The following is a 17,972-nucleotide window of genomic DNA, read 5'->3' as shown; positions in this document are numbered from 1 at the left end:
CCCATCGTGCTAAGAACTCCACGTGAGTAGTGACGAAAGCGCCAACCACGGAATCGTGATCGTCGGCGGCGGACTGGCCGCCGCGCGCACCGCCGAGCAGCTGCGGAAGTCGGGGTATTCCGGGCCCATCACGATCGTCAGCGACGAGGTGCACCTGCCGTATGACCGCCCGCCGCTGTCTAAAGAGGTGCTGCGCAAAGAGGTCGACGACACCGCGCTCAAACCCCGCGAGTGGTACGACGAGAACGACATCACCCTGCGACTGGGGTCGGCCGCGAGGAGTCTGGACACCGCGGCGCAGACGGTGACTCTCGACGACGGCACGACGCTCGGCTACGACGAACTGGTGATCGCCACTGGCCTGGTGCCGCGGCGCATCCCGGCGATCCCCGATCTCGAGGGAATCCGTGTGCTGCGGTCCTTCGACGAAAGCATGGCGCTGCGCAAGCACGCGTCCGCGGCGCAGCGCGCCGTCGTCATCGGCGCCGGCTTCATCGGCTGCGAGGTGGCGGCCAGCCTGCGCAGCCTGGGCGTGGACGTGGTTCTGGTGGAGCCGCAGCCGACACCGCTGGCCGCGGTGCTCGGCGAGCAGATCGGCGAGCTGGTGGCCCGGCTGCACCGCGCCGAGGGCGTCGACGTCCGCCTCGGCGTCGGGGTGGCGGAGGTGCGCGGTGAGGAACACGTCGAGGCGGTGGTGCTGAGCGACGGCACCGAACTGCCGGCGGACATTGTGGTCGTCGGAATCGGGTCGCGCCCGGCGACCGAATGGCTCGAGGGCAGCGGAGTCGAGGTCGACAACGGCGTCATCTGCGACGAGGCCGGACGCACCAGCGCGCCGAACGTGTGGGCGCTCGGTGACGTCGCGTCGTGGCGTGACGCGACGGGACACCAAGGGCGCGTTGAACATTGGAGCAACGTCGCCGACCAGGCCCGCGCCGTCGTGCCCGCGATGCTGGGCCAGGATGTGCCGCCGGTGGTGGTCGTCCCGTACTTCTGGAGCGACCAGTACGACGTCAAGATCCAGTGCCTGGGCGAGCCGGAGGCCGATGACATCGTGCACGTCGTCGAGGACGACGGCCGCAAGTTCCTGGCCTACTACGAACGCGACGGCGCCCTGGTCGGGGTGGTTGGCGGCGGGATGCCCGGCAAGGTCATGAAGGCGCGTGCCAAGATCGCCGCGGCCGTGCCCATCGCCGAAGTGCTCGGCTGAGGCAAGCTCACTACCGGTACGCGCCCCCCGCTAGCCGACGGCCACCGCGTGCCGGTCGCTGGGGATGCCGGTGTTGCGAATCACCGTGGCGAGCTGCTCGGCGATGCCCGGCGCGGTGACGATCGTCGACGCGGATTTGTGGGTGTGCGGGTTGCCCCGCGCGTCGGTGAGCAGCGCTCCCGCTTCGCGGGCGAGCAGTGTCCCCGCGGCGGTGTCCCACGGCTTGTTGGACATCATCACGCAGGCGTCCAGGGCACCCTCGGCGACGAGGGCGAGGTCGAGCGTGGCCGCACCGATCATCCGGATGCGCTCGACGCGGGGCACCAACTCGGTGGTGAGCGCCAGCCGGCGCGCGTTGAGCCGGCCGGCGTCTTGGCCGACGGCGTAGTCGCCGAGGGACACGATGGCCCCGCTGAGGCTGTCGGTGGCGCTGGCGGTGATCCGTTGCCCGTTGACGAACGCGCCCTTGCCTTCGATGGCGTGGTAGGTCTTGCCGAGCAGGGGGGCGTGGGTGACGGCCAGTACGGTGCGGCCGGCGTGCAGCAGGGCCAGCGATACCGCGCACAGCGGCAGGCCGTGGACGAAATTGGACGTGCCGTCGATGGGGTCGAGCACCCACAGCCACTCGGAGGTTTCGATGTCGGGCTGGTGCTCGGACTCCTCGGCCAGTAGCGCGATATCGGGTGTGATCTGGGCCAGGTAGTCGTCGATATCGCGCTGGATGGTGAGGTCGACATCGGTGACCGTGTCGCGGTCACCTTTGTGCTGTACCGAGCTCGGCTGTGATTTCTTGAGCGTGGTGGCACCGATTTGTGTTGCCTGCCAAGCTATTTCGAAAAGTTCTTGCATTGTCTTCATGAGACAGATCTGCCTCGCTTCCAGTGTTGGGTGCGTTCGGCGTTTTTCGAGCATAAGCGTTCGGCCATTTCGCGTCGCGCGCACCCCGGGCGAATCGGGTATTAGCCCAAAGCGGCACGAATTGGGCATACACCACAGCACAATTCGATGGTGATACGCCTCACCGGCCAATCACTTAAAACGCTCGATGGCCGATGCGGAGACGCTGTAGTCCTTGTCACACAATTGCCAGCACCGGCAACGCCAAACGCATTGTGCTGGAAACCCGTAACTCTTCGGGGTGGCGAATTTTGCTGTGCCCACATGCCTCGTCGCGCCCTCTGCGCCGCTTGCGAGGCTTGGTTACTGTCTGCAGGCGAACGATGTCGGGGGGCGTCGCACTATGCGACGGGTCGGCTGACCGCACGGCCGCGCGGCCGTCACCGAATCATCGTTCTTGCCCAGAAAACCCAGTAACCCAAATAGGCAGGCAGGTGATTGGCAAGTGACAGTGATCGATGAGATGTACGGCTCGCCCGGCGCGATTCCGACCGTCGCTCTCAATGACGAGGCGAAGATGCCCGTACTTGGCCTGGGGGTGGCCAAGTTGTCGGATGAGGAGACGGAAGGCTCGGTACTCGCGGCGCTTCAGGCCGGCTGCCGTCTCATCGACACCGCCGCCTCCTACGGAAACGAGGAGGCCGTCGGGCGCGCGATAGCCGCCTCGGGCGTCCCCCGCGAGGAGTTGTTCGTCGCCACCAAGCTGGGCACCTCCAAGCAGGGCTTCCACACCGCGCAGCAGTCGTGCAAGCAGAGCCTGGACCGACTCGGGCTGGATTATCTCGATCTCTACCTGATCCACTGGCCGGCGCCGAAGCTGGGCAAGTATGTGGAGAGCTTCGAGGGCATGAAGGTGGCCCGCGAAGAGGGGCACGTCCGCTCGATCGGCGTCTGCAACTTCACCGAGGAGCTGCTGGCGACGGTCATCGAGCAAGCCGACGAGGTGCCCGCGGTGAACCAGGTCGAGTTGCACCCGCGGCTGAACCAGGCCGCGCTGCGCCAGGCCCACGCCCAGCACGAGGTGACCACGCAGTCCTACAGCCCGCTGGGCGTCGGCCGGCTGATCGAGGAACCGGTCGTGACGTCGATCGCCGCCGAGTACGGCCGCACGCCCGCACAGGTCCTGGTCCGGTGGAACCTGCAGCTGGACAACGTCGTCGTCTCGCGATCGTCCAAGCCCGAGCGCGTCGCCCAGAACCTGGACGTGTTCGACTTCACCCTCGACCCCGTGCACATGGAAGCGATAGAAGGGTTGCACGACGGCACCCGCGTGCTGCACGATCCGATGACCTTCATGGGGACCTAGCCCCGAGCCGGTTGCAGCCGAAATGCCTTGCTGCAGTTCGCCATTCGGCCACCCCAGGTCATAGCCAGTCCACCGGCGGCCCGTGTGGATGGCATTCGCCCAGAACCTGCGGATCGCCGTGCGGCCAGCAGCGCGCCCGCACCACGAACTTGATCGGTGCGCCCGGGCCGTCGCGGGCGGGCTCCATTGTGAGGTGCGCGAACGGCGAGCGCGCATCGGCCCGTCCGGCCAGCGTGTCGACGTGGGCGAGCACCGCGCCGCGTTCGTCGGCGGACAGATACTGCCAGGTGATCGAGTGCCACAACACGGTCAGCGCGCCATCCGTCAGTGTCAGGCCGGCGACCGCTTCGGCCGCACTCCGGCGCTCCAGTCCCGCCGGGACCCGGCGGGCGACCTCGATGGCGCCGCGCAGCCGCGCCAGCCGGGCGCCCTGGTCGGGCCAGACGTAGCTCAGCACGGTCATCTCCCCGTCGGTGTGGCCGACGTCGATGGGCGCGATGTCGTATCCGTGGCGCGCCACGATCCGCAATTCGCGCCGGGGCGGCAGCGCGCCGCGCCACGCGTCGTCGATGGTCACCGCTGCGTCGGCCGGTCCCCAGTAGCCCCCGGCGAAGTGGTAGCGGTAGTGGTCCGCGCGCAGGTTGAGGCCCGCACTCGATCCGATCTCGAAAAGCCTTATGGGCAAGCCGAATTCGGAGTTGATGTGCAGCAGTCCGCCGATCAGCGCGGCCGACCGGCCCACCTCGTTGGTCTGCGGTGGCCGGCCCAGCGCCGCGCGCAGCACGTCGACGTGACCGGCCACGGTGTCCAGGATCTCCGGCCACGCGGACCCGGCGTCCCACGCGCCCCCGGTGCTGGGATAGAAGCGGCGCAGGCGCGCCGCCCGGCCGTCGAGCACCAGCCGGTGCAGCCCGCCGAGCAACCGCAGCGGTACCGCGTCACCCGACGGGGCGTCCTCGCGCCCGGACAGGACGGTTGCGAAGACGCCGCCCGCCTCGACGTCGCCGGCCACCAGCTCGCACAGTTCGCCATACATCCGCGAGCCCGACGAGTCGCAGAACCTGCCCTGCGACCGCAGGGTGTGCACCAGGTGCTCGGTCACCTGTCCAGCCCGTCCAGCCCGGCGCGGACAACGTCGAAGGCGTTGCCCAGGGCAACCGGCAGCGGGACGGACTCATCGCTGAGCCAGTGTTCGTAGGCCGACAGCGCCACCCCGAGCATCGTCCAGGCGACGGTCTGGGGCAGCAGATCGGTGGTCTTGCAGTCCAGGCGGCGGGCCACGAACCCGGCGATCACCTCTCGCCAGCCGGCATACATCGTCATCGAATACGCTTGCAGCTCAGCGGTTTGCAGGATCACGCGCATGCGCTGGCGGTGCCGGGCCGTCTCGGATTCGTCAAAGGTGTTGAACGTTAACAGTGCTGAGCGCAGCGCATCACCCAGCCGCACGTCGGATCCAACCTTGTCGAGCAGATCGCGCAGGTGGGCAAGGTGATTGTCGAAGTCGCCCCAGGGAATGGCGTTCTTGGACGCGTAATACCGGAATAGGGTCCGGCGGGAGATGCCGGCGGCCTGGGCGACGTCGTCGACGCTCACCTCGGCGAAACCGCGGGCGGTGAACATGTCGATCGCGACGTCGGTGATGTGGTGCGGGGTGGTCGAGCGGCGCCTGCCCACCCGCGGCTGCGGCATCATCGGACCCCGCCCTTCCATTTCGGCACTCGATGCCATATTCTGACGGCGAGTGTGACTCAGAACCCATCGTTGTCAAGACCGGACGAAAGGCAAGGCCCCGTGGACCACGAGACCGAAACTGACACCCAGCTCGTCACCGAGACCCTGGTCGAAGAGGTGTCCATCGACGGCATGTGCGGGGTCTACTGACCGTGCCCGCGCCCGCGCAGGATCGCACGGCAGCCCCGTTCGATCCTGATCGCGGCTGGCGATTGCACCCGCAGGTAGCGGTTCGGCCGGAGCCGTTCGGCGCGCTGCTCTACCACTTCGGTACCCGCAAGCTCTCGTTCCTGAAGAACCGCACCATTCTCACGGTGGTGCAGTCGCTGGCCGACCATGCCGACATCCGGTCCGCCTGCCGCGCGGCCGGAGTGGACGACGCCGCGCAGGCGCCGTACCTGCATGCGCTGGGTGTGCTCGTCGAGTCCAACATGCTGGTCCCCCGGAAGGACGATCAATGACAACAGCGGCCCCCGTACCCCGGCTGATCGAGCAGTTCGAGCACGGGCTAGATGCGCCCATCTGCCTCACCTGGGAACTGACGTACGCCTGCAACCTGGCTTGCGTGCACTGCCTGTCGTCGTCGGGCAAGCGGGACCCGCGCGAGCTGTCCACCCGGCAATGCATGGACATCATCGATGAGCTGGAACGCATGCAGGTGTTCTACGTCAACATCGGCGGCGGGGAACCCACTGTGCGCCCGGACTTTTGGGAACTGGTCGACTACGCGACCGCCCACCACGTCGGCGTGAAGTTCTCCACCAACGGCGTCCGGATCACGCCCGAGGTCGCCGCGCGGCTGGCGGCCAGCGACTACGTCGACGTCCAGATCTCGCTGGACGGCGCCACCGCCGAGGTCAATGACGCCGTGCGCGGGCCCGGCTCGTTCGACATGGCGGTGCGTGCCCTGGAGAATCTGGCCGCGGCCGGATTCAAAGACGCCAAGATCTCCGTGGTGGTCACCCGGCACAACGTCGACCAGCTCGACGAGTTCGCCGCGCTGGCAAGCCGTTACGGAGCCACGCTGCGGATCACCCGGCTCCGCCCGTCCGGGCGTGGCGCCGACGTCTGGGAAGAGCTGCACCCCACCGCCGACCAGCAGGTGCAGCTGTACGACTGGCTGGTGGCCAAGGGCGAGCGGGTGCTCACCGGCGACTCGTTCTTCCACCTGGCCCCGCTCGGCCAATCCGGCGCCCTGGCCGGCCTGAACATGTGTGGCGCGGGCCGCGTCGTATGCCTGATCGACCCGGTCGGCGACGTGTACGCCTGCCCGTTCGCCATCCACGACCGCTTCCTGGCCGGAAACGTGGTGTCGGACGGGGGATTCGACAACGTCTGGAAGAACGCCCCGCTGTTCCGCGAGCTGCGCGAACCCCAGTCGGCCGGCGCCTGCGGCAGCTGCGGACACTACGACAGCTGCCGGGGCGGCTGCATGGCCGCCAAGTTCTTCACCGGCCTCCCCCTGGACGGCCCGGACCCCGAATGCGTCCAGGGCCACAGCGCGACGGCGCTGACCCACGAGCGCGAGACGCCGCGCCCCCGGGCCGATCACTCCCGTGGCAAGCGCATCCGCCAACCGGTGCCGCTGACCCTGTCGCTGCGACCGCCTACGGTCACGCCGGCCGCGCCGCCCGCCCGCATGTGTAACGAAAGTCCGGTGTGACAATGGCCGACGCATGGTTTGAAACCGTTGCCATCGCGCAGCAACGCGCCAAGCGCCGGCTGCCGAAATCGGCCTACTCGTCGCTGATCTCGGCCAGCGAAAAGGGAGTCACGGTCTCCGACAACGTGGCAGCCTTCAGCGAACTCGGTTTCGCGCCGCACGTGGTCGGCGCGCAGGAAAAGCGCGACATGACGACCAGCGTTATGGGGCAAGAGATTTCGCTGCCGGTGCTGATCTCACCGACCGGCGTGCAGGCGGTCCACCCCGATGGTGAGGTCGCCGTGGCGCGCGCCGCCGCCGCCCGCGGTACCGCCATGGGGTTGTCCTCGTTCGCCAGCAAACCGATCGAAGAGGTCATCGCGGCCAACCCCAAGGTGTTTTTCCAGGTGTACTGGCTGGGCGACCGCGACGCGATCGCCGCGCGGGTCGAGCGCGCCCGGGCGGCCGGGGCGGTGGGCCTGATCGTCACCACCGACTGGAGCTTCTCGCACGGCCGGGACTGGGGCAGCCCGTCGATCCCGGAGAAGATGGACTTAAAGACCATCGTCAAGATGAGCCCGGAGGTCATCACCAAGCCGCGCTGGTTTTTGCAGTGGGCGAAGACCATGCGGCCGCCGGAGCTGCGGGTACCCAACCAGGGCCGCCGCGGCGAGCCCGGGCCCCCCTTCTTCCAGGCCTACGGGGAGTGGATGGGCACGCCGCCGCCGACCTGGGAGGACATCGCCTGGCTTCGCGAACTGTGGGGCGGGCCGTTCATGCTCAAGGGCGTGATGCGTGTCGATGACGCCAAAAGGGCGGTAGATGCGGGAGTTTCGGCGATCTCGGTGTCGAACCACGGCGGTAACAACCTGGACGGCACGCCGGCCTCGATCCGCGCCCTGCCCGCGGTGGCCGCGGCCGTCGGCGATCAGATCGAGGTGTTGCTCGACGGCGGGGTCCGGCGCGGCAGCGATGTCGTCAAGGCCGTGGCGCTGGGAGCGCGCGCGGTGATGATCGGCCGGGCCTACCTGTGGGGCCTGGCCGCGGCCGGCCAGCCGGGCGTGGAGAACGTCCTCGACATCCTGCGCGGCGGCATCGACTCGGCGCTGATGGGTCTGGGGCGTTCCTCGGTCCACGACCTCGGACCCGACGACATCCTGGTGCCGCCCGGTTTCGGCCGGGTGCTGGGCGTGGCCTCGGGCGGCGCGTAGCTAAAGCCGGGCTGTTCAGGGCGGCTTTATCCAAGATTATGTGACGCCCGCGCAAACCGTGATACGGGCGAGGTATCCGTGACGAACGAGTCCACATTCCGAACGCCCAGTGAACGACCCAGAAAAAAACTTATTTTCAAGCTTCAACAATCGGTGCACGCCAGGTGAATTCGTCCTACCATCACCGAGTGTCCGTACTCGGCGAATTGGGAGCCGCGACGTCGAGCCAGCTATCAAGCGTGGCGCCGTCGGTAATGGTTCCCCTGGGATCGACCGAACAACACGGTCCGCACCTGCCGCTGGACACCGATACCCGGATCGCGACGGCGGTGGCCGGCGACGCTCAGGCCCGCCTCGGGCACCCGTGGCTGGTGGCGCCGGCCATCGCCTACGGCGCCAGCGGTGAGCACCAGAGCTTCGCCGGAACGATCTCGCTGGGCACCGAGGCGTTGACGATGCTGCTGGTCGAGTACGGCAGGTCGGCGGCCGGCTGGGCCCAGCGCCTCGTCTTCGTCAACGGCCACGGCGGCAATGTCGCGGCGTGCAACGGCGCGGTGGCGCTGTTGCGCACCGAGGGCCGCGACGTCGGCTGGTGCCCCTGCCTGACCGTCGGCGGTGACGCCCACGCCGGCCATACCGAAACATCGGTGTTGCTGTATATCTCGCCGACCGTGGTCCGGACCGATCAGCGGGTGGCCGGCAACACCGCGCCCCTGCCCGAGTTGCTCGGATCGATGCGCCGCGGGGGAGTCGCGGCGGTCAGCCCGGTCGGCGTGCTCGGCGACCCGACCACCGCCACCGCCGCCGAGGGCGGGCGGATCTTCGCCGAGATGGTCGACGACTGTGTCCGCCGCGTCACCCGGTGGCGGCCCGGGCCTGACGGGATGCTCACATGAGCGCGTCGGCGCCCCGGCTGCCGGACGGGTTCGCCGTTCAGGTCGATCGCCGCGTGCGGGTGCTCGGCGATGGCTCGGCGCTGCTCGGCGGTTCACCGACCCGGCTGCTGAAGTTGGCTCCGGCCGCACAGGGGATGCTTTCGGATGGCCGGCTGAAGGTGCGTGACGACCTCAGCGCCCAACTCGCCCGCACCCTGCTGGACGCCACGGTGGCGCATCCCCGGCCGGCGGGCGGCCCCTCGCACCATGACGTCACGGTAATAATCCCGGTGCGGGACAACCTTTCTGGGGTGCGTCGCCTGGTGAGCTCACTGCGCGGCCTGCGCGTCGTGGTGGTGGACGACGGCTCGTCCCCCCCGATCGAGCCGGAAGACTTCGTCGGCACGCACTGCGACATCGAGGTGCTGCGCCACCACCGCAGCAAGGGCCCGGCGGCGGCCCGCAACACCGGGCTGAGCGCCTGCCGGACGGACTTCGTCGCCTTCCTGGACTCCGACGTCGCACCGCGCCGCGGTTGGCTCGAAGCCCTGCTCGGTCACTTCTGCGATCCCACGGTCGGCCTGGTCGCGCCCCGCATCGTCGGCCTGTCGCACAGCGAGAACGCGGTGGCGCGCTACGAGGCGCTGCACTCCTCGCTCGACCTCGGTGAGCGTGAAGCGCCGGTGCTGCCGCACAGCACGGTGTCCTACGTGCCCAGCGCCGCGATCATCTGCCGGTGCTCGGCGATCCGCAATGTCGGCGGGTTCGACGAGACCCTGCAGTCCGGCGAGGACGTCGACCTGTGCTGGAGGCTCATCGAGGCGGGCGCCCGGCTGCGCTACGAACCGATCGCGCTGGTCGCCCACGACCACCGCACCGAATTGCGGGATTGGCTCGCGCGCAAGGCGTTCTACGGCGGCTCGGCGGCTCCGCTGTCGGTACGCCACCCGGACAAGACGGCGCCGGTGGTGATTTCCGGCTGGGCGCTGATGACGTGGATCCTGATGGCATTCGGGTCCACCCTTTCCCGGCTGGCGTCCATCGTGCTGGCGGTACTGACCGGACGCCGGATCGCCCGGGCGATGCGTACCGCCGAGACGTCGATGACCGATGTCGCGATGATCGCCGGCCGCGGCCTGTGGTCGGCGGCGCTGCAGCTGGCGTCGGCGCTGTGCCGGCACTATTGGCCGCTGGCGTTGGTGGCCGCCACCATGTCGCGCCATTTCAGGCGGGTGGTCGTGGTCGCGGCCGTGATGGATGGGGTGGTCGACTGGCTGCACCGCCGCGACGCCCTCAGTGACGACGTCGAACCGATCGGGCTGCCCGCCTACCTGCTGCTCAAGCGCGTCGACGACCTGGCCTACGGGCTCGGATTGTGGTGGGGCGTGCTGCGGGAGCGCAACGTGCGCGCCCTGAAACCCCAGATCCGGAGCTAACCACCACCTTGACCACAGCCGTCTCGCACAGCGATGTGCTGATCGTCGGCGCCGGCAGTGCAGGATCGGTTGTTGCGGAACGTCTTTCCGCCGATCCGGGGTGCACGGTGACCGTCCTCGAGGCAGGGCCGGCGCTCGACGAGCCGGGACTGCTGGCCCAGACCGCCAACGGGTTGCAGTTGCCGATAGGCGTCGGCAGTCCGCTGGTCCAGCGCTATCAGACCCGCCTCACCGACGAACCCGCCCGGGTGCACCCCCTGGTGCGCGGGGCGACGGTGGGCGGATCGGGCGCGATCAACGGCGGCTACTTCTGCCGTGGGTTGCCGCGCGACTTCGATCGCCTGGCGCTGCCGGGCTGGGCGTGGTCAGACGTCCTCGACAGTTTCCGCGCCATCGAGACCGACCTGGACTTCGATGGCCCGGCACATGGCCGCAACGGTCCCATCCGGGTGCGCCGCACGCACGAAATGACCGGAACCACCGAGCGTTTCATCGCCGCCGCGCAGCATGCGGGATTCGACTGGATCGACGACCTCAATGACGTTGGGCCCGAGCCTGTTCCGGGAATGGGCGCCGTCCCGCTCAACATCGTCGACGGCGTGCGTACCGGATCGGGCGCGGGATATCTGGTGCCGGCCCTGAGCCGGCCGAACCTGACGTTGCGGGCGCGGACGCGCGCGGCGCGGTTGCTTTTCGCCGGCACCACCGCCGTGGGTGTCGACGCGATCGGCCCGCACGGTCGCACCCTCATGACCGCCGACCGAATCGTGTTGTGCGCCGGTGCCATTCAAACGGCGCAGCTGCTCATGCTCTCCGGCATCGGCGTACCGGACGGGTTGCGGGCCGCCGGCGTACCCGTGCTGGCGCCGCTGCCGGTGGGGGCGTCGTTCTCCGATCACCCCGAGTGGGTGTTGCCCACCGACTGGGCGGTGGCTCCGGGCCGGCCGGTGCTCGAGGTCGTGCTCAGCACCGCCGACGATCTCGAGATCAGGCCCTACACTGGCGGATTCGTCGCCATGACCGGGGACGGCACCGCCGGGCACCCGGATTGGCCGCACATCGGGGTGGCACTCATGCAGCCGCGGGCGCGCGGGCGGATCACGCTGGCGTCGGCGGATCCCGACGTGGCCCCTAGGATCGAGCATCGTTACGACAGCGAGCCGGACGACATCGCGGCGCTGGGGCGCGGGGCCGAGTTGGCCCGCGAATTAGCCGGTAACGCAACCTATGTCGGCGCCTCCGTCTGGTCCACCTCGCAACACCTCTGTGGCACCACGCCGATGGGTACCGGCACCGACCCGCGTGCCGTCGTCGACTCGCGGTGCCGGGTGCTGGGCGTCGACAACCTGTGGGTGATCGACGGCTCGATCCTGCCCGCAATCACCAGCCGCGGTCCGCACGCCACCATCGTGATGATCGGGCACCGGGCCGCGGAGTTCGTTCAGTGACGCCGTAGGCGTGTGCGGGCGGGCCCCAGGTGTGCGGCCCGGAGCCCGCCCGAAACGAGCGGCGGATGTTCATGCGATCCACGTAGATGGCCACGACAAGTGGCGGTGCACGCGCAGACCTTGTGCGTCGCGCGGACAATGCGTCGCAATATTCGTGGACGGCACGACCGCCGGCTCGCTGTTCACATGCTCTTGCTTACTCCGGCCGATACCCCCTTTCGATCGAAAACACGCAGGCAGTCACGCTCGTAGCGGAGGTGAACGCTGCCGCGCCCACACCAGGAAGACCGGCAGGCGGGCGCTGCGACCGCGGGTGGGTGTGTTGCGTCGGCGGCCCGCCGGCTCGGTGGACACTGCGGTGCCTGTGCGGGGGCGGCACTGTCGCGCTGCGGGAAGCTCGCAGACGGCGTGCCGAGCCGGCCCGCCCAGTCGCCCCAGGCGAATCCATTCGGCCTCCACGATCGCCGCCGCCTCGCTCAGCGCGGGGCATGCCGGCTCGGCCACGCTCGTCTCGCTCATCAACACCACGTCGCACCTCGTCGCCTCGCAGAGATGATCTGTATCTGTCGATATATATTTCTGATACCAGAAGCGGCTGAGGTTTTCAAGCGTTCTTCGGACCGATACACGGTGAAGCCGCTGTCGGACAACACTATTGGATGCAGCGTGGCTCAGCTGTGACGCCGCGACAGCAGGGCGCGCACCGGGCGCAGCTGACGGCCGTCGCGGCCGGGCGCCCACAGTCCGATCATGACGGCGACGACGGCCACGATCACGGCCATCGTGACGGTGGACGCGTGCATGGCCGCCAGGAAGGCGCCTTTACTGACGTCGGCCAGCCGGCCGCCCGCCGGCCCGAGCTTGGCGGCCACCTCGATGGCCTTGGCCAGCGAATCGCCCGCCGGGCCGCGGACCGGCCCGGGAAAGTCCGCCAACTTCGGGGCGAGCTCGTGCGAATAGCGACCGGCCAGGATCGAGCCGGCCACCGCGATGCCCAACGCGCCACCCATTTCCCGTGACGTGTCGTTCACCGCGGAGGCCACCCCCTGCTTGTGGTCGGGAACCGCACCCATGATCGCCGACGTGGTCGGCGCCGTGCAGATTCCGATACCGGTGGCCAATATCAGCGTCGGCCAGGTGAACTCGAAGTAGGACGAGTGCAGGTCCAGTCGGTACATGCACGCGAAGCCGGCCGCCATCAGCAGCGTGCCGATGAACAGCACCAGCCGCAGACCCAGCTTCGGCACGTACCAGAAGGACAGGGCCGAGAAGATCCCCAGCGGAACGACGAACGGGCCGAAGGAGATCGCCGTCGCCAGCGGGGAGTAGCCCATGATCTGCTGCACGTACTGCATGCCGATGTAGAAGAACCCGAACGTTGCGCCGAACAGCACGACGATCGCCGCGACACCCGTGGCGAAATTGGGGTCGGCGAACAGCCGGACATCCAAAAGTGGCTGCCGCCGCCGGAATTCGACGATGCCGAAAACCACGGCGATGACCGCGCCCGCGATCAGTCCGCCCCAGACCAGGGGATCCGTCCAGCCGCGACCGGGCGCCTCCAGGATCGCGAAGACCGCGATCGCAACCGCCACGCCGATGAGGACCGCGCCGAGCCAATCGACCCGCGGGGCATCGGTTTCGCGCGAGGAGGAAACGGTGCAGCCCAGCGCGAAGATCACCAGGCCGGCGATGCCCAGCGACCAGAAGATTGCGTGCCAGTCCCAGAAGCGCAGCAGCAGCCCCGAGCCCAGCATGCCCAGCACGCCGCCGGATCCGGCCGTGCCCGCCCAGATGCCGACCGCCTTGGTGCGGTCCTCCTTCGAGTAGGCCACCGTCAGCAGCGACAGCGTCGCGGGCATTACGAAGGCGGCGCCGACCCCGGCGACGGCCCGGCCCGCGATGATCTGCGCCGGGCTGTGCAGCATGGCCGGCGCCATCGAGCCGAGCGCGAAGACCACCAGCCCGGCGAGCAGGGCGCCCCGCCTGCCGTAGCGGTCGCCGATGGCCCCGGCGGGCAGCAGCAGGCAGGCCAGGGCCAGGGTGTACCCGTCGACGATCCAGGTCAGCTGGGTCTGGGTCGCGGACGTGGCCACGGCGAGATCGCCCAGCACGGTGTTCAACGCCGTCATCGACGCCACCACCAGGGCCACACCCATGCAGGCGACGGCCAGCGTCCAGTTTCGGGCTCGGGGGCTACCGCCGATGCTGACTACATCAGTACGCTGGTCAGGCCGGAGCAGGGTTTCGACCATGTGATGCGCCTCCTCACGGTGGCGTTGCGGACTTTCAAGACCAATAGTCTTGTAGGTAGACCGATAGTCTCGTTCCCAAACAGGGAGGTGGGTCACAATTACTGGCGGTACTACCGATCCCCGGCCCGCACGCTCCCGGGCCCGTTTGCTCGAGGCGGCCGCCACGTTGCTGCGTTCCGGCGGCCCCAGCGCGGTGACCGTCGACGCGGTCACCCGTACCGCCAACGTAGCGAGAGCGACGCTGTATCGGCACTTCCCGAGCGGAAACGATTTGCTGGCAGCGGCTTTCAACAGCCTCATTCCGCCGTCGCCCACGCCGCCCGCCGAGGGTTCGCTGCGGGACCGCCTGGTGGCGGTGGTGCTGGCCCAGGCCGAGTCGGTGGCCCAGGCGCCCGCGGTCATGACGGCCATGTCGTGGCTGGCCCTGGGCCGGGACCTGGACGAGATGCCGGAGCCCCGCGACAGCCACGCCACGGACAGCACGGACAGCACGGCGATCACCACGCTGCGCGAGCGCATCGCCCAGCAGTACGCGGCGCCATTCGACGCCATTTTCGACAGCCCGGAGGCCGCCGAGCTGGGCGAGGTGGACCGATCCCGGGCGATCGCGCTGCTGATCGGCCCCTTGGTGCTGGGCCGGCTGTCCACTCTTCCCGACTTCGATTACCGCGAGTGCGCGCTGGCGTCGGTCGACGGTTTCCTCTATATCCAGCGCGCACACAACCGGGCCGGCGCGGCGAACATCGAATCCGCGGGCGCCTGAGGCCTAAAAAACCAGGTCGGCGGCCTCCTCCCGGGATTTGGCCAAACCCACGATCTGAGGCATACTGTTCAGGTTGCCTTGAGCCGGGTTTGCGCCTGGTCGGGCATACGACCAGCGTCCAAACGGGCGCGTCCGGTCCCATCCTTTGAGAGCGACGAATTTCGATCCTGAAATTGTCGTGCTGAGGCTGCGTGAGGGTGACACACCCGACCGCGGGGGCCGGTGGACCACGACAGGTAAACAGCGGCGCAATATCCGGCGCAGCGCTCGATCGGCCCAGAGTTGGCCGGCCCGATCGGCGCGCCGGTGGCACCAGGCCCGGTTTCGGGCCTCAACAGGAGTGAGGGTAGGAGAAGCGTGGCGGGACAGAAGATCCGCATCAGGCTTAAGGCCTACGACCATGAGGCTATTGACGCGTCGGCGCGCAAGATCGTCGAGACCGTCGTCCGCACGGGTGCCAGCGTCGTAGGTCCGGTGCCGCTGCCGACCGAGAAGAACGTGTACTGCGTCATCCGCTCCCCGCACAAGTACAAGGACTCGCGGGAGCACTTCGAGATGCGCACGCACAAGCGGCTGATCGACATCCTCGACCCGACGCCGAAGACCGTCGACGCGCTGATGCGCATCGACCTTCCGGCCAGTGTCGACGTCAACATCCAGTAGGAGATCCAGACTCATGGCAAGAAAAGGCATTCTGGGTACCAAGCTGGGCATGACGCAGGTGTTCGACGAGAACAACAGGGTCGTGCCGGTGACGGTCGTCAAGGCCGGCCCGAACGTGGTGACCCGGATCCGTACCCCCGAGCGTGACGGCTACAGCGCCGTGCAGCTGGCCTACGGCGAGATCAGTCCGCGCAAGGTCAACAAGCCGGTGACCGGTCAGTACAGCGCCGCGGGCGTGAACCCGCGCCGGCACCTCGCCGAGCTGCGCCTGGACAACCCCGAGGCGGCCGCCGAGTACGAGGTCGGCCAGGAGCTGACGGCGGAGATCTTCGCCGACGGCGCCTACGTCGACGTCACCGGCACCTCCAAGGGCAAGGGCTTCGCCGGCACCATGAAGCGCCACGGCTTTTCCGGTCAGGGCGCCAGCCACGGTGCCCAGGCGGTGCACCGCCGCCCGGGTTCCATCGGCGGCTGCGCCACTCCGGCCCGCGTCTTCAAGGGCACCCGGATGGCGGGCCGGATGGGTAGCGATCGGGTGACCGTCCAGAACCTGTTGGTGCACAAGGTCGATACCGAGAACGGCGTGCTGCTGATCAAGGGCGCGGTCCCCGGCCGCACCGGTGGACTCGTCGTGGTCCGCAGTGCGGTCAAACGAGGTGAGAAGTGATGGCAGAAGGCTCCAAGACGCTCAAGATCGACGTCAAGACGCCGGGCGGCAAGGTCGACGGCTCGGTCGAGCTGCCGGCCGAATTGTTCGATGCCCCGGCCAATATCGCGCTGATGCACCAGGTGGTCACCGCGCAGCGGGCGGCCGCGCGTCAGGGCACGCACTCGACCAAGACGCGTGGCGACGTCAGCGGTGGTGGCCGTAAGCCCTACCGGCAGAAGGGAACCGGCCGGGCCCGACAGGGTTCGACGCGTGCCCCGCAGTTCACCGGCGGTGGCGTCGTGCACGGCCCCAAGCCCCGCGACTACAGCCAGCGCACGCCCAAGAAGATGATCGCCGCGGCGTTGCGCGGCGCACTGTCCGACCGGGCGCGCAACGGCCGCATCCACGCCATCACCGAACTGGTGTCGGGTCAGACGCCGTCCACCAAGAGCGCCAGGGCGTTCCTGGGCACGCTGACCGACCGCAAGCAGGTGCTGGTCGTGATCGGCCGCAGCGACGAGGCCGGCGCCAAGAGCGTGCGCAACCTGCCCGGTGTGCACATCCTGGCTCCCGACCAGCTCAACACCTATGACGTGCTGCGCTCCGACGACGTGGTGTTCAGCGTTGAGGCGCTCAACGCCTACATCGCCGGGGCCACCGGCGCGGCCGCCGATAAAGATGTGGAGGTTTCGGCCTGATGGCGACCATCACTGACCCCCGCGACATCATCCTGGGCCCGGTCATCTCCGAGAAGTCCTATTCGCTGCTCGACGACAACGTGTACACGTTTGTGGTGCACCCCGATTCGAACAAGACGCAGATCAAGATCGCTATCGAGAAGATCTTCTCCGTCAAGGTCGCGTCGGTGAACACCGCGAACCGGCAGGGTAAGCGCAAGCGCACCAGGACCGGATTCGGCAAGCGCAAGAGCACCAAGCGGGCCATCGTCACGCTGGCGCCGGGTAGCAAGCCGATCGATCTGTTCGGGGCACCGGCGTAGCCGCCGCGAGAGGAAGACCTGATTAGACATGGCAATTCGTAAGTACAAGCCGACGAGCCCAGGCCGCCGCGGCTCGAGCGTGTCCGATTTCTCCGAGGTCACTCGTTCGGAGCCGGAGAAGTCGCTGGTGCGCCCCCTGCACGGTCACGGTGGGCGAAACGCGCACGGCCGCATCACCACTCGCCACAAGGGTGGTGGCCACAAGCGCGCCTACCGGGTGATCGACTTCCGTCGCAACGACAAAGACGGTGTCAACGCCAAGGTCGCGCACATCGAATACGACCCCAACCGGACCGCCAACATCGCGTTGCTGCACTTCCTGGACGGCGAGAAGCGCTACATCATTGCGCCGCAGGGACTCTCGCAGGGCGACGTGGTGGAGTGCGGCCCGAACGCGGACATCAAGCCGGGCAACAACCTGCCGTTGCGTAACATCCCGGCCGGTACCGTGATCCACGCCGTGGAACTGCGGCCGGGCGGCGGCGCCAAGCTGGCGCGGTCGGCCGGATCGAGCATCCAGTTGCTCGGTAAAGAGGGCACCTACGCGTCGCTGCGTATGCCCAGCGGCGAGATCCGCCGCGTCGACGTGCGCTGCCGCGCCACGGTCGGCGAGGTCGGCAACGCCGAGCAGGCGAACATCAACTGGGGTAAGGCCGGCCGGATGCGGTGGAAGGGCAAGCGCCCTTCGGTCCGTGGTGTGGTCATGAACCCGGTGGACCACCCGCACGGTGGTGGTGAGGGTAAGACCTCCGGTGGTCGCCACCCGGTGAGCCCGTGGGGCAAGCCGGAGGGCCGTACCCGCCACCCGAACAAGGCCAGTAACAAGCTCATTGTCCGACGCCGGCGCACCGGCAAGAAGCACGGTCGCTAGGAAGTCAGGAGT

At 68.5% G+C, this 17,972-nt stretch carries 20 protein-coding genes; 15 read left to right on the top strand and 5 right to left on the bottom strand.

What is annotated here, in order from left to right; all coding sequences use genetic code 11:
* Positions 1–22: 22 nt before the first annotated feature.
* Positions 23–1,210: an NAD(P)/FAD-dependent oxidoreductase gene (locus A5688_RS13475; protein WP_067833732.1), complete on the top strand. Its 1,188-nt coding sequence runs from the start codon at positions 23–25 to the stop codon at positions 1,208–1,210.
* A gap of 30 nt (positions 1,211–1,240) precedes the next feature.
* Here A5688_RS13475 and A5688_RS13470 read toward each other — a convergent pair whose 3' ends face one another.
* Positions 1,241–2,068 (bottom strand): inositol monophosphatase family protein, encoded by an 828-nt coding sequence (locus A5688_RS13470; protein WP_067833735.1) that lies wholly within the window; start codon positions 2,066–2,068, stop codon positions 1,241–1,243.
* A 502-nt stretch (positions 2,069–2,570) separates the two neighbouring features.
* On the opposite strand from A5688_RS13470, the gene A5688_RS13465 reads away from it, so the two are divergent.
* Positions 2,571–3,413: an aldo/keto reductase gene (locus tag A5688_RS13465; RefSeq protein ID WP_067908956.1), complete on the top strand. Its 843-nt coding sequence runs from the start codon at positions 2,571–2,573 to the stop codon at positions 3,411–3,413.
* A gap of 58 nt (positions 3,414–3,471) precedes the next feature.
* Here the strand turns inward: A5688_RS13465 and A5688_RS13460 are convergent, their stop codons facing one another.
* Together A5688_RS13460 and mftR are read right to left on the bottom strand one after the other, a co-directional pair.
* The gene (locus A5688_RS13460) at positions 3,472–4,515 is read right to left on the bottom strand and encodes a DUF2332 domain-containing protein (RefSeq protein WP_067908953.1); all 1,044 of its coding nucleotides are present in this window, start codon (positions 4,513–4,515) and stop codon (positions 3,472–3,474) included.
* Complete coding sequence (mftR, locus tag A5688_RS13455) at positions 4,512–5,108, bottom strand: mycofactocin system transcriptional regulator (protein WP_165607474.1); 597 nt, start codon at positions 5,106–5,108, stop codon at positions 4,512–4,514. Before mftR ends, A5688_RS13460 begins: the two co-directional genes overlap by 4 nt.
* 99 nt (positions 5,109–5,207) lie before the next feature.
* Here mftR and mftA point away from each other — a divergent pair, with 99 nt between their 5' ends.
* From mftA to mftG, 7 genes are all read left to right on the top strand, one after another.
* Positions 5,208–5,297: a mycofactocin precursor MftA gene (gene mftA / locus A5688_RS13450; RefSeq protein ID WP_007773607.1), complete on the top strand. Its 90-nt coding sequence runs from the start codon at positions 5,208–5,210 to the stop codon at positions 5,295–5,297.
* The gene (mftB, locus tag A5688_RS13445; protein WP_207546661.1) at positions 5,282–5,608 is read left to right on the top strand and encodes a mycofactocin biosynthesis chaperone MftB; all 327 of its coding nucleotides are present in this window, start codon (positions 5,282–5,284) and stop codon (positions 5,606–5,608) included. Before mftA ends, mftB begins: the two co-directional genes overlap by 16 nt.
* The gene (gene mftC, locus A5688_RS13440) at positions 5,605–6,810 is read left to right on the top strand and encodes a mycofactocin radical SAM maturase (protein WP_067908947.1); all 1,206 of its coding nucleotides are present in this window, start codon (positions 5,605–5,607) and stop codon (positions 6,808–6,810) included. Before mftB ends, mftC begins: the two co-directional genes overlap by 4 nt.
* A gap of 2 nt (positions 6,811–6,812) precedes the next feature.
* Positions 6,813–8,000, top strand: coding sequence for a pre-mycofactocin synthase MftD (gene mftD, locus A5688_RS13435; RefSeq protein ID WP_067908944.1), 1,188 nt, complete (start codon positions 6,813–6,815; stop codon positions 7,998–8,000).
* Positions 8,001–8,164: 164 nt separating this feature from the next.
* Positions 8,165–8,896, top strand: coding sequence for a mycofactocin biosynthesis peptidyl-dipeptidase MftE (gene mftE / locus A5688_RS13430; RefSeq protein ID WP_067908941.1), 732 nt, complete (start codon positions 8,165–8,167; stop codon positions 8,894–8,896).
* Entirely contained in the window at positions 8,893–10,311 is a 1,419-nt protein-coding gene (mftF, locus tag A5688_RS13425; RefSeq protein WP_067908938.1) for a mycofactocin biosynthesis glycosyltransferase MftF, read from the top strand. Before mftE ends, mftF begins: the two co-directional genes overlap by 4 nt.
* Positions 10,312–10,319: 8 nt before the next feature.
* Positions 10,320–11,759 carry a mycofactocin dehydrogenase MftG gene (mftG, locus tag A5688_RS13420; protein WP_067908935.1) on the top strand — a complete coding sequence of 480 codons (1,440 nt, stop codon included), beginning with the start codon at positions 10,320–10,322 and terminating at the stop codon, positions 11,757–11,759.
* A 240-nt stretch (positions 11,760–11,999) separates the two neighbouring features.
* On the opposite strand, the gene A5688_RS27565 is transcribed toward mftG, so the two are convergent.
* Together A5688_RS27565 and A5688_RS13415 are read right to left on the bottom strand one after the other, a co-directional pair.
* Positions 12,000–12,278 carry a hypothetical protein gene (locus tag A5688_RS27565; RefSeq protein ID WP_131811904.1) on the bottom strand — a complete coding sequence of 93 codons (279 nt, stop codon included), beginning with the start codon at positions 12,276–12,278 and terminating at the stop codon, positions 12,000–12,002.
* A gap of 152 nt (positions 12,279–12,430) precedes the next feature.
* Positions 12,431–14,014: an MFS transporter gene (locus tag A5688_RS13415; RefSeq protein WP_067908932.1), complete on the bottom strand. Its 1,584-nt coding sequence runs from the start codon at positions 14,012–14,014 to the stop codon at positions 12,431–12,433.
* 193 nt (positions 14,015–14,207) lie between these two features.
* Between A5688_RS13415 and A5688_RS13410 the strand changes: the two genes are divergently transcribed.
* The 6 genes from A5688_RS13410 (at position 14,208) to rplB (ending at position 17,960) form a co-directional block, all read left to right on the top strand.
* Entirely contained in the window at positions 14,208–14,777 is a 570-nt protein-coding gene (locus A5688_RS13410; protein WP_242660217.1) for a TetR family transcriptional regulator, read from the top strand.
* Between the two features lie 357 nt (positions 14,778–15,134).
* Positions 15,135–15,440: a 30S ribosomal protein S10 gene (rpsJ, locus tag A5688_RS13405; RefSeq protein ID WP_003873519.1), complete on the top strand. Its 306-nt coding sequence runs from the start codon at positions 15,135–15,137 to the stop codon at positions 15,438–15,440.
* A gap of 13 nt (positions 15,441–15,453) precedes the next feature.
* Complete coding sequence (gene rplC / locus A5688_RS13400; RefSeq protein WP_067833768.1) at positions 15,454–16,107, top strand: 50S ribosomal protein L3; 654 nt, start codon at positions 15,454–15,456, stop codon at positions 16,105–16,107.
* Positions 16,107–16,787: a 50S ribosomal protein L4 gene (gene rplD / locus A5688_RS13395; protein WP_067833771.1), complete on the top strand. Its 681-nt coding sequence runs from the start codon at positions 16,107–16,109 to the stop codon at positions 16,785–16,787. The genes rplC and rplD overlap by 1 nt, the downstream gene beginning before the upstream one ends.
* Positions 16,787–17,089 (top strand): 50S ribosomal protein L23, encoded by a 303-nt coding sequence (gene rplW / locus A5688_RS13390; RefSeq protein WP_007773589.1) that lies wholly within the window; start codon positions 16,787–16,789, stop codon positions 17,087–17,089. Before rplD ends, rplW begins: the two co-directional genes overlap by 1 nt.
* Positions 17,090–17,117: 28 nt before the next feature.
* Positions 17,118–17,960, top strand: coding sequence for a 50S ribosomal protein L2 (gene rplB / locus A5688_RS13385; RefSeq protein WP_067833773.1), 843 nt, complete (start codon positions 17,118–17,120; stop codon positions 17,958–17,960).
* Positions 17,961–17,972 lie beyond the last annotated feature (12 nt).

This window comes from Mycobacterium mantenii, assembly GCF_001667865.1.
GTDB classification, from domain to species: domain Bacteria; phylum Actinomycetota; class Actinomycetes; order Mycobacteriales; family Mycobacteriaceae; genus Mycobacterium; species Mycobacterium mantenii_A.
The sequence above is the reverse complement of the archived record's forward strand: the minus strand, read 5'-3'. Positions and strand labels throughout refer to the sequence as shown.

What these genes read in the sequence shown, in the direction of transcription:
- A5688_RS13465 (WP_067908956.1), top strand. Translation starts at nt 2,571, where the DNA reads ATGTACGGCTCGCCCGGCGCGATTCCGACCGTCGCTCTCAATGACGAG.
- mftR (WP_165607474.1), bottom strand. Translation starts at nt 5,108, where the DNA reads ATGATGCCGCAGCCGCGGGTGGGCAGGCGCCGCTCGACCACCCCGCAC.
- A5688_RS27565 (WP_131811904.1), bottom strand. Translation starts at nt 12,278, where the DNA reads ATGAGCGAGACGAGCGTGGCCGAGCCGGCATGCCCCGCGCTGAGCGAG.
- rplB (WP_067833773.1), top strand. Translation starts at nt 17,118, where the DNA reads ATGGCAATTCGTAAGTACAAGCCGACGAGCCCAGGCCGCCGCGGCTCG.
- mftF (WP_067908938.1), top strand. Translation starts at nt 8,893, where the DNA reads ATGAGCGCGTCGGCGCCCCGGCTGCCGGACGGGTTCGCCGTTCAGGTC.
- rplD (WP_067833771.1), top strand. Translation starts at nt 16,107, where the DNA reads ATGGCAGAAGGCTCCAAGACGCTCAAGATCGACGTCAAGACGCCGGGC.
- A5688_RS13415 (WP_067908932.1), bottom strand. Translation starts at nt 14,014, where the DNA reads ATGGTCGAAACCCTGCTCCGGCCTGACCAGCGTACTGATGTAGTCAGC.
- rplC (WP_067833768.1), top strand. Translation starts at nt 15,454, where the DNA reads ATGGCAAGAAAAGGCATTCTGGGTACCAAGCTGGGCATGACGCAGGTG.
- A5688_RS13470 (WP_067833735.1), bottom strand. Translation starts at nt 2,068, where the DNA reads ATGAAGACAATGCAAGAACTTTTCGAAATAGCTTGGCAGGCAACACAA.
- rplW (WP_007773589.1), top strand. Translation starts at nt 16,787, where the DNA reads ATGGCGACCATCACTGACCCCCGCGACATCATCCTGGGCCCGGTCATC.
- mftD (WP_067908944.1), top strand. Translation starts at nt 6,813, where the DNA reads ATGGCCGACGCATGGTTTGAAACCGTTGCCATCGCGCAGCAACGCGCC.
- mftC (WP_067908947.1), top strand. Translation starts at nt 5,605, where the DNA reads ATGACAACAGCGGCCCCCGTACCCCGGCTGATCGAGCAGTTCGAGCAC.